Source organism: Pseudomonas sivasensis (genome assembly GCF_013778505.1).
GTDB classification, from domain to species: Bacteria; Pseudomonadota; Gammaproteobacteria; order Pseudomonadales; family Pseudomonadaceae; genus Aquipseudomonas; species Aquipseudomonas sivasensis.
Map to the genome: position 1 here is coordinate 1 of NZ_JAAOWU010000005.1, position 10,292 is coordinate 10,292.

Consider the following 10,292-nt stretch of genomic DNA (forward strand, 5'->3'; position numbering starts at 1 on the left):
TGACTGACACACCGCCATCGGGAGCAAGCCCCCTCCCACATTTTGACCGAGGTGTATCAACTCACTGCGAGTTCCACCACGCCCTCATTCAATCGCACCGGCCACACCTGCAATCGCTGGTGTGGCGCCTCCAGGCACTGGTCGTCCTAGTACGCAAAGGAGAAAGGCATTACGCAGCGTGATTGCAGCAAAGAGCAGTAAGATTTCTCCACTGCGATGCAGTTTTTTATGTGGGAGGGGGCTTGCTCCCGATGGCAGTGGTTCAGCCATACCGATATTGACTGACACACCGCCATCGGGAGCAAGCCCCCTCCCACATTTTGACCGAGGTGTATCAACTCACTGCGAGTTCCACCACGCCCTCATTCAATCGCACCGGCCACACCTGCAATCGCTGGTGTGGCGACTCCAGGCACTGGCCATCCTGCAAGCGGTAATGCTGCTTATAGATCGGCGCAGCCACCACCAAATCGCCCTTGATACTGCCGATCAATCCACGGCCAATTACATTCGCCCCCGACTCCGGGTCATGGTTGTCGATGGCGAACAGCGTCTGCTCCTGCGCACCCGGCAGGTAGAACAGCGCCACTTGCGCGCCGTCCAGCCAAACCACTACGCCGGAGTTGCTCACCAGGTCTTGCTCACTGCACACCCCTTTCCAGGTGGACAGGTGGTGCTGAGTGTCAGGCTGGCTCATCAGGCAATCTCCTCGATGACGGGAATCAGGTTGAGTTCGGCGGCCATGATCGGCCGGCGCTGGCCGCGTTCCTGGACAAAGTGGATGTCCGGGTCGGGGCGTTTGTCGTTGACGAAGGTGCGGAAGCGCTTGAGTTTTTCCGGATCCTTGAGGGCGTTGGCCCACTCGCATTCGTAGCGGTCGACGACCAGCTGCATCTGCGCTTCCAGCTCCGCGCCCAGGCCGAGACTGTCGTGCAGGATTACGTCTTTGAGGAAATCCAAGCCACCTTCCAGGCTTTCGCGCCACACAGAGGTGCGTTGCAGTTTGTCAGCGGTGCGGATGTAGAACATCAGGAAGCGGTCGATGTACTGGATCAACGTGGCGTCGTCGAGGTCAGTAGCGAACAGTTCGGCATGGCGCGGACGCATGCCGCCGTTGCCCGCGATGTAAAGGTTCCAGCCCTTCTCGGTGGCGATCACGCCCACGTCCTTGCTCTGGGCTTCGGCGCATTCACGGGTGCAGCCGGACACCGCGAACTTGAGTTTGTGCGGCGAACGCAGGCCCTTGTAGCGATCCTCGATCAGCAGCGCCATTTTCACGCTGTCCTGCACGCCGTAGCGGCACCAAGTGCTGCCCACGCAGGACTTCACCGTACGCGTGGATTTGCCATACGCGTGCCCGGTCTCAAAGCCAGCGGCGATCAGCTCGGCCCAGATATCCGGCAGTTCATGCAACTGCGCGCCAAACAAGTCGATGCGCTGGCCGCCGGTGATCTTGGTGTAGAGGTCGTATTTCTTCGCCACTTCACCAATCACGATCAGCTTGTCGGCCGTGATTTCACCACCGGGAATCCGTGGCACCACCGAGTAGGTGCCGTTCTTCTGCATGTTGGCCATGAACGTGTCGTTGGTGTCCTGCAACGGCACCAACGAGGCGTCCATGATTGGCTGGTTCCAGCACGACGCCAGGATCGAACCCACCGCCGGTTTGCACACGTCGCAACCGGTGTGGCCACGGCCGTGTTTGGTCAGCAGTTCTTCGAAGGTGGTCACCCCTTCCACACGCACCAGGGCATACAGCTCCTGACGGGTGTAGGCGAAGTGTTCGCACAGGCTCTTGTCGACACTGACGCCACGGGCAATCAACTCGTGTTCAAACACTTGCTTGAGCAAGCCCGCGCAACCGCCGCAACCGGTGCAAGCCTTGGTCTGGGATTTGAGCAGGCCGAGGTCGCTGCAACCGCCGTCGATGGCCGAGCAAATCGCGCCTTTGGTCACGTTGTGGCAGGAACACACCGTGGCCGATTCCGGCAACGCGCCTGGGCCGAGAGTCGGTGCACCGGCGGACGAAGGCAGGATCAGGCTGGCCGGTTCCGCAGGCAGTGCAATCGCGTTCTGCATGTATTGCAGCAACGTGTCGTAGTAGCTGTTGTCGCCAACCAGCACTGCGCCGATCACATGCTTGCCCGATGCGTCCACCACTAGGCGCCGGTAACTGGCGCTGGCCTCGTCGATGAACTGATAGCTGCGCGCACCCGGCGTGTGGGCATGGGCGTCGCCGATGGAACCCACGTCCACGCCGAGCAGTTTGAGCTTGGTGGACATGTCGGCACCGACAAAGGGCTCGGCGACCTGCCCGCATAACAATGCGGCTACCCCTCGGGCCATCTGGTACCCCGGCGCGACCAGGCCGAACAGGCTTCCGTTCCACGACGCGCACTCGCCAATCGCGTAGATGTGCGGGTCGCAACTCAAGCATTCATCGTTGATCACCACCCCGCCACGCGGACCAATCTCCAGGCCAGCCTGGCGCGCCAGGGCGTCCTGTGCACGGATGCCGGCGGAGAACACGATAAGGTCGGTTTCGAGGAACTCGTCGTTGGCAAAGTTCATGCGATAGCGGTACCGCTCGCCCGCACTGATCGACTGCGTGGCACGGGACAGGTGCACACCGACGCCCAGCCGTTCGATCTGGGCCTTGAGCGCCAGACCGCCGAAATCATCCAACTGCACTGGCATCAAGCGCGGTGCGAACTCCACCACATGGGCTTCCAGCCCCAAGCTTTTCAGGGCGTTGGCGGCTTCCAAGCCCAGCAGGCCACCGCCCACCACCACACCACGTCGGGCATTGGCTGCCGCTGCACGAATGGCATCAAGGTCGTGCAAGGTGCGATACACCAACCGCGAATCCCCTTCGGCGCCTTCGATCGGCGGCACGAACGGATAGGAGCCGGTGGCCAGGACCAATGTGTCGTAGGCCACGCAGCCCAGAGCCGTGATCACCTCACGGCGAACGCGGTCGATCTCCAGCACCGGCACGCCCAGGTGCAACGTCACTCCCGGCGTCTGGTACAGCGACGCCTCGGAAAGTGCCAACGACTCGGCATCGCGTCCCGTGAAATACTCGGACAGGTGCACACGGTCATAGGCGCGCATCGGCTCTTCGCTGAACACATGCAGGTGGTAGTGTTGCAGCGCGCCGCGCTCAATCAGTTGCGCCACACAATGGTGACCGACCATGCCATTGCCAACGACGATCAGGGTTTTCATCGGTTTGTTCATATCAGCACCTGACAACATTCATCACGGTTTAAAAAGCAAAAAAAAACGCCTGAAACCTTGCGGTTCCAGGCGTCTTTGCCTGTTCTTATGCGGGATCTGTTCGGACGACTTCGCCGGATCCATCGCTTTATGCCCATGACCTCAATGGCCTGTCGATCGTCGTTGACCGAGTGGGGTTGACGGGGAGCTTGCAGGCTCTATGCCAATTGGCCGCGGAGCCGTACGTGGGGCCGCTGCGGTCTCCTCGCGTTGCCTGTACAGCGTGGATTGCGCATCCAACTGGTGCGTGTTGCATCAAAAAGGCGCACTTGCATCATCAATTTCCAGGCTGATGAGTGTTGGGGCTGCTTCGCAGCCCAGCGCGGGCGGTGCGACGATTCGACTAGCCCGCACACCCCAACAGCCAGCTCACCGGAACAACCCGGCTCTTCACAAAAAAGCACCCATTGCAGCGTTCGAAAAAACCTGGCGCGTGACTTGCTAGGAACACCTGCATAAAGCAGTCAACGCTGATTGCCCATTCACGACAAAGGCGCCGTGCAACCCCCGTTTCCAAACGGAGGGTTGCAGGGCGCTTTTTTGTTGGCGGGTAAAAAAGTTTAGAGGGTGACGGATGGCAAACCAAAGCGTACGTAGCGTGTGTCCTTATTGTGGCGTTGGCTGCGGCATCGTGATGCAAGTGGAAAACAATAAGGTGGTCAAGGTGATCGGCGACAAGGCCCACCCTACCAACGTTGGCCGCCTGTGCACCAAAGGCACTACGTGCGGCCAAGCCATCGCCGAGTCCGGGCGCATGGAAAACGCTTACCTGCGTGAGCAGCGCGATCACGACCCGGTGCGGGTCGCCATGGACACCGCCATCAGCGAAACCGCCGGCCGTTTGCGCCATATCCTCGACCGTGACGGCCCCGATGCGTTGGCGTTCTACGTGTCCGGACAAATGTCCCTGGAGGCGCAGTACCTGATCAACAAATTGGCCAAGGGGTTTGTGCGCACCCGCAATATCGAATCCAACTCGCGGTTGTGCATGGCCAGTGCCGGCAGCGGCTACAAGCTGTCCCTAGGTTCCGACGGGCCACCGGGTTCCTATGAAGACTTTGACCGCGCCGACCTGTTCTTCGTGATCGGCGCCAATATGGCTGACTGTCATCCGATTTTGTTCCTGCGCATGATGGACCGGGTCAAGGCCGGGGCGAAGCTGATCGTGGTCGACCCCCGGCGCAGCGCCACCGCCGACAAAGCTGATCTGTACCTGCCGATCAAACCCGGCACCGACCTCGCGCTGCTCAATGGCCTGCTGCACCTGCTGGTGAAAAACGGCCACACCGACCCCGGTTTTATCGCCACGTTCACCGAAGGTTGGGAGGTTATGCCCGGTTTTCTTGAGGACTACCCGCCCCACAGCGTCGCTGCCATCACGGGTTTGGCCGAAGCGGATATCCGCCAAGCCGCCGACTGGATCGGCCAGGCCGCCGAGTGGATGAGCTGCTGGACCATGGGCCTCAACCAAAGCACCCATGGCACCTGGAACACCAACGCCTTGTGCAACCTGCACCTGGCCACCGGCGCGATTTGCCGCCCGGGCAGCGGGCCGTTTTCCCTCACCGGCCAACCCAATGCCATGGGCGGCCGCGAAATGGGCTACATGGGCCCGGGCCTGCCAGGACAGCGCTCGGTCATGGTCGACGCCGACCGCACATTTATCGAAGACCTCTGGCAAATCCCGCCTGGCCACCTGCCGCGCCAAGCCGGCAACGGCACCGTGGCGATGTTCGAACAGATGGCCGCCGGGCAGATCAAAGCCTGCTGGATCATCTGCACCAACCCGGTGGCCAGCGTGCCCAATCGCCAAACCGCTATCGACGGTTTGCGCACAGCAGAACTGGTGATCACCCAGGACGCCTACCTCGACACCGAGACCAACCGCTACGCCGACATCCTGCTGCCCGGCGCGCTGTGGGCCGAGGCCGAAGGGGTGATGATTAATTCCGAGCGCAACCTGACCCTGATGCAAAAGGCCGTCGATGCACCCGGTGAAACCTTGCCGGACTGGCAGATCATCGCCCGTGTCGCCTGTGAAATGGGCTTTGCCGACGCGTTCACGTATGCCAGCGCCGCCGACGTGTTCGAAGAAATCAAACGCGCCTGGAACCCCAAGACCGGCTATGACATGCGCGGCGCAAGCCATGCGCGCCTGCGTGAACAACCGTTGCAATGGCCTTGCCCTTCAGCCGACGGCGCAGACCGAAACCCGATCCGCTACCTGAATACCGGCACGCTCAGATTCGCCACCGACAGCGGCAAAGGCCAGTTCTTCCCGCGCCCCCATATGCCGCCTGCGGAAATGCCCGACGACCGCTTCCCTTTCGTGCTCAACACCGGCCGCCTGCAGCACCAGTGGCACACCCTGACCAAGACCGGCAAAGTCGCCACCCTGAACAAACTCAACCCCGGCCCGTTCGTGGAGATCCATCCCGACGATGCCGCGCGCCTCGGCATCACGGCCAAGGATCCGGTGGAGGTGCGCTCCTTGCGCGGGCGTGCCGTGCTGCCTGCGGTGATCACTGACCGCGTGCGGCCCGGCAACTGCTTTGCGCCCTTCCACTGGAACGATGTGTTTGGCGAGCACCTGGCGATCAATGCGGTGACCAACGATGCCGTCGACCCGATTTCCCTGCAGCCCGAGTTCAAGTGCTGCGCGGTCGCGCTGGCCCGAGTCGAGCTGATCGACCATCAATTCCTCGACCAACCGGCGCCCACTTCCCATGACCTTCCGGAGGACCTCACCATGTCGCGCCTTGACGCCTTCGCTGATCTCGCCGGTATCCGTAACAGGCCGGCCCCGACACTGAGCGACAGTGAACGCACCTACCTCGCCGGCTTCCTCAGTGGCCTGCACTCGAGCGCCGCGCGGCAAGACACTGGCGTCCCGGTGATGCCGGCAAGCGCGCCATTGGCCCAGGACGCCCGCTTGTGGCTGGACGGGTTACTCGGTGGTTTGTTCAGTCGCACAGGCGCTGCACCGCTCCCCTCCCCGGACGTCACCCTGTTGTGGGCCTCACAGACCGGCAACGCCGAAGCCCTGGCCGAGCGCTTCGCCAAACGCCTGCGCGAAGCGGGCATCAGCGTGGAGCTGAGCGCCATGGCGGACTTCCCGACGAGCAAACTGGCGAGTACCCAGAACCTGGCGCTGATCAGCAGCACCTTTGGCGACGGCGACCCACCGGACAATGGCGAAGGTTTCTGGCACAGCCTTAGCACCGTCGACACGCGCCTGGAGTCCCTGCGCTTTGCCGTACTGGCCCTGGGTGATCCGAATTACGACCAGTTTTGCAAGCACGGCAAAAGGCTTGACCAGCGCCTAGTGGAACTGGGTGCCACACGCCTGCTGGAACGCGTCGACTGCGATACCGAATTCGAAGAACGCGCCGATGCCTGGCTGACGAAGTTGCAGCAAACCCTCAACCCGGCAAAGCCCGTCACACTGGCCGCCACACCCGCCGGCAAAACCAAACTGCATCAATCACGCCTGCTGCTCAACCGGCACCTGAACCCCCAGAACGCCCACAAGGAAACTCGCCAATTCGCCCTGGACCTGGCGGACTCCGGCCTGACCTACGAAGCCGGAGACGCCCTCGGCGTGCGGCCGCGCAACTGCCCGGAACTGGTGAGCGAACTGCTGGAGCTGACCCACCTGAGCGCCAGCGCCTCGGTAAACATCGACACCTTTGGTGAGGTATCGCTGCAACAGGCGCTGACCCAGCACTTCGAGATCGCCCGTCCTGGCAGCGAGACCCTGGCCTTTATTGCCGAGCGCAGTGCCAATCCGGGCCTGGAACAACTGCTGCGGCCCGAGCGCAAGGCTGAACTCAAAGACTGGCTATGGGGCCGACAGCTCACGGATGTGCTGCAGCAATATCCCATCGACTGCTCGGCGGACGAGCTACTGGGCACCCTCAAACGTCTGCAACCGCGTCTGTATTCGATTGCCTCCAGTGCCAAGGCCCATCCCCACGAAGTGCACCTGACGGTGGCCGCCGTGCGTTATGGCAAGCGCAAAGGCGTGTCCTCCACCTTCCTCGCCGACCGCGTCGGCGACGGCGAAGTGCCGGTGTTTGTGCAGCCGTCCAAACACTTCCGCACGCCCAACGACGGTGACGTGCCGATGATCATGATCGGTCCCGGCACCGGTGTGGCGCCGTTCCGTGCGTTCTTGCAGGAGCGTCGGGCCCTGGGGCATCAGGGGCGTAACTGGCTGTTTTTTGGCGAGCAGTACGCCGCCAGCGATTTTTATTACCAGGACGAACTGCAAGGCATGCAGCGCGACGGCCTACTCACTCATCTGAGCCTGGCGTTTTCCCGCGACCAGGCGCAGAAGATCTACGTGCAGGACCGCATCCGCGAACACGGCGCCGAGCTGTGGCGCTGGTTGCAGGACGGCGCCAAGCTGTACATCTGCGGGGATGCCAGCCATATGGCCAAGGACGTTGACCAGGCACTGCGCCAGGTCGCAAATACCCACGGCGGACTGGGCGTAGAGGACGCCGTGGAGTACTGGCGCCAACTGAGTGAGCAGAAGCGTTATCTGCGTGATGTCTACTGATTGGATACAGAACAATCGCCGATTGTATTGTGTACAAAAAACCCTAAAGATTTGCCGGCATCTAGCCGAAACAGCGGTGATAGCAAATCGCCGCGCTGCGGGTGCAGAATGCGATGGTTTCACCACCCTCCGTGCTGATGGTCGTCTCGATGAAAATAAAAAATAAGCTTGTACTGGCGTTTGTCTCTGTCGCGTTTATCCCGGTCAGCCTGGTGGCGGTGATCTCTGTCATGAACACGCGGACCCAGGCGGTCGATCAGTTCATCGACGGCAGCACCCGCGAAATCCGCCAGATCGATGGCAATATCCGTCAGTTCTTCGACGGCACGCTGCAGAACGTCGATCAAATGGCCACGGATCCTGTATACACCTCCGTCAACACCCTCAAGAATTACCAACCCGCCGACGCTGCCAGCCAACCGATGCCTGCGGCCGCGCAAGAGGTGATCGACCGATTCGCCCGGTTTGGCGCCACCCATCCGGCGGCGGCCATCCTGTCCATCGGCCTGGAAGACGGCACCTACGTCAAATGGCCCGATGATCCACAACTGGCTAAATACGATCCACGCACACGCCCCTGGTACAAAGCCGCGATGGCCAGCCCCGGCAAGACCGTACGCACCCCGGCGTACTATTACGACAAAGACGACGTGGCCCTGGTGGGCACCGCGCGGGCATTGCTGGATAACGCCGGCAAGGCCAAGGGTGTGTTCGTGGTCAGCGTGTCGCTGAAGAACCTCACCGAGTTGGTCAAGAGCATCAAGCTCGGCGAAAGCGGCTACGTAATGCTGATCGAGGACGGTGTGGTGCTGGTCGACCCGCGCGACGCCGCCCACAGCTTCAAGCCGCTCAAGGAGTTGGGTGCCGCCTATGCGCACTTGGCCGAGACACCGCAGGGTTCTACCGAAGTGGAAATCAACGGCGTGCGCTACATGGCCAACGTGTGGACCTCTCCCGGCCTGGGCTGGCGCTATATCGGCCTGATCGAACACCGCGAAGTCATGGCCGAAGCCACGCGCATGACCTACCTCACCGCCGTCATCGTCGGCGTGCTGGTGCTGATCTTCGGCGTGCTCGCGGCGGCGTTTTCCAAAGTGATCGTCAAGCCCATCGGCCAGGTCAGTACCGGTTTGCAGTCGATTGCCGAGGGTGAAGGCGACCTGCGCCACGAACTGCACGTGCAGGGCAAGGATGAAACCGCTGAACTCGCTGGCTGGTTCAACAAGTTCCTCGCCGCCATCCGCCAATTGATCCAGCACATCGGCGCGGCCTCGGCCAATTTGCACAACGCCTCCAAGGTCAACAGCGAAGTGGCGCACAACATGAACGAAGCCGCCGGGCGCCAGCGCGAGGCCGTGGAACTGGTGTCCACTGCATTCAACGAAATGGTCGCCACCGCTAACGAAGTCGCGCGCTCCTGCAGCAGCGCGGCAGAGTCGGCGGAGAACGGCCATCGCCGTGTGGCCGAGGGCAAGCAACAGATCGAAGTCACCACCGATAACGTCAACCGCCTGGGCCGCCGTCTGACCGAGTCGTCCGACGCCATGGTCGAACTCGAAGCCGGCAGCCGCAGCATCAACCAGATCATCGGCACCATCCGCGCGATTGCCGAACAGACCAACCTGCTGGCGCTCAACGCCGCCATCGAAGCAGCCCGCGCCGGTGATCAGGGTCGTGGTTTTGCGGTAGTGGCCGATGAAGTACGCGCGCTGGCCAAGCGCACCTCCGACTCCACCGGCGAAATCGAAAATCTGCTGGGCACCCTGGAAAACAAGACCCAGGAAGTCACGCAAAAAATGGGCAGTTGCCTGGACCTGTCACGGGCCAGTGTGTCGTCCATTGAAAGCGCGCGGGACAGCTTTGAAGGCATCCAGTTGTCGGTCAACGAGATCCGCGACCAGAACCTGCAAATCTCCGCCGCCGCCGAGGAACAACACAGCGTGGCCGAAGAAATCAACCGGCATATCCAGCAGATCTACGACGAAGCGCGCCTGGTGGAAAGCCTGGCCAACTCTGCGCAGGACGACTCGGGGCGCTTGTCGAATTTGTCGGATGAGCTCAATGGGTTGGTGGGACGCTTCAAGTCCTGAGGGTTGGCAAGCACATTGATCAACGCTGGGAGCGGGCTTATCGAATCGTCGCACCGCCCGCGCCGGGCTGCAGAGCGGCCCCACTAAGACCACCGCGTTGGCCCAGTAAAACCGCGTTGGCAGGTTTTGGGGCTGCTTCGCAGCCCAGCGCGGGGCAAGCCCGCTCACCACAAGTGTTATGTGTCAGCCTTTAGGAAGTGTGTAGATGCTCATGCTGCAATGGTCGTGGGTAGCTAAACATCTTGTGAATACATAACCTGAGAAAACGACGCTCTTGTGGTGAGCGGGCTTGCCCCGCGCTGGGCTGCGGAGCGGCCCCAATAAGACCGCCGCGATTTCTTAGTAAAACCGCGTTGGCA

4 protein-coding genes and 1 pseudogene are annotated in these 10,292 nt (G+C 61.7%); 3 read left to right on the forward strand and 2 right to left on the reverse strand.

The features are described from left to right. Positions 1 to 334 precede the first annotated feature (334 nt). Positions 335 to 697: a nitrite reductase small subunit NirD gene (gene nirD, locus G9Q84_RS10965; protein ID WP_181643292.1), complete on the reverse strand. Its 363-nt coding sequence runs from the start codon at positions 695 to 697 to the stop codon at positions 335 to 337. Beyond that, positions 697 to 3,240 carry a nitrite reductase large subunit NirB gene (gene nirB / locus G9Q84_RS10970; protein WP_181643293.1) on the reverse strand — a complete coding sequence of 848 codons (2,544 nt, stop codon included), beginning with the start codon at positions 3,238 to 3,240 and terminating at the stop codon, positions 697 to 699. The genes nirD and nirB overlap by 1 nt, the downstream gene beginning before the upstream one ends. A gap of 613 nt (positions 3,241 to 3,853) precedes the next feature. Here nirB and G9Q84_RS10975 point away from each other — a divergent pair. From G9Q84_RS10975 to G9Q84_RS29815, 3 genes and pseudogenes are all read left to right on the forward strand, one after another. Beyond that, entirely contained in the window at positions 3,854 to 7,843 is a 3,990-nt protein-coding gene (locus G9Q84_RS10975; protein ID WP_181643294.1) for a bifunctional nitrate reductase/sulfite reductase flavoprotein subunit alpha, read from the forward strand. A gap of 230 nt (positions 7,844 to 8,073) precedes the next feature. Continuing rightward, positions 8,074 to 9,078, forward strand: a pseudogene (locus G9Q84_RS29810) (cache domain-containing protein); the annotation flags it as partial. Between the two features lie 87 nt (positions 9,079 to 9,165). Beyond that, complete coding sequence (locus G9Q84_RS29815; protein WP_371260683.1) at positions 9,166 to 9,933, forward strand: methyl-accepting chemotaxis protein; 768 nt, start codon at positions 9,166 to 9,168, stop codon at positions 9,931 to 9,933. Positions 9,934 to 10,292 lie beyond the last annotated feature (359 nt).

Bases quoted from the DNA above. Each gene is read 5' to 3' on its own strand.
- nirD (WP_181643292.1), bottom strand. From the start codon at position 697: ATGAGCCAGCCTGACACTCAGCACCACCTGTCCACCTGGAAAGGGGTG.
- nirB (WP_181643293.1), bottom strand. From the start codon at position 3,240: ATGAACAAACCGATGAAAACCCTGATCGTCGTTGGCAATGGCATGGTC.
- G9Q84_RS10975 (WP_181643294.1), top strand. From the start codon at position 3,854: ATGGCAAACCAAAGCGTACGTAGCGTGTGTCCTTATTGTGGCGTTGGC.
- G9Q84_RS29815 (WP_371260683.1), top strand. From the start codon at position 9,166: ATGAACGAAGCCGCCGGGCGCCAGCGCGAGGCCGTGGAACTGGTGTCC.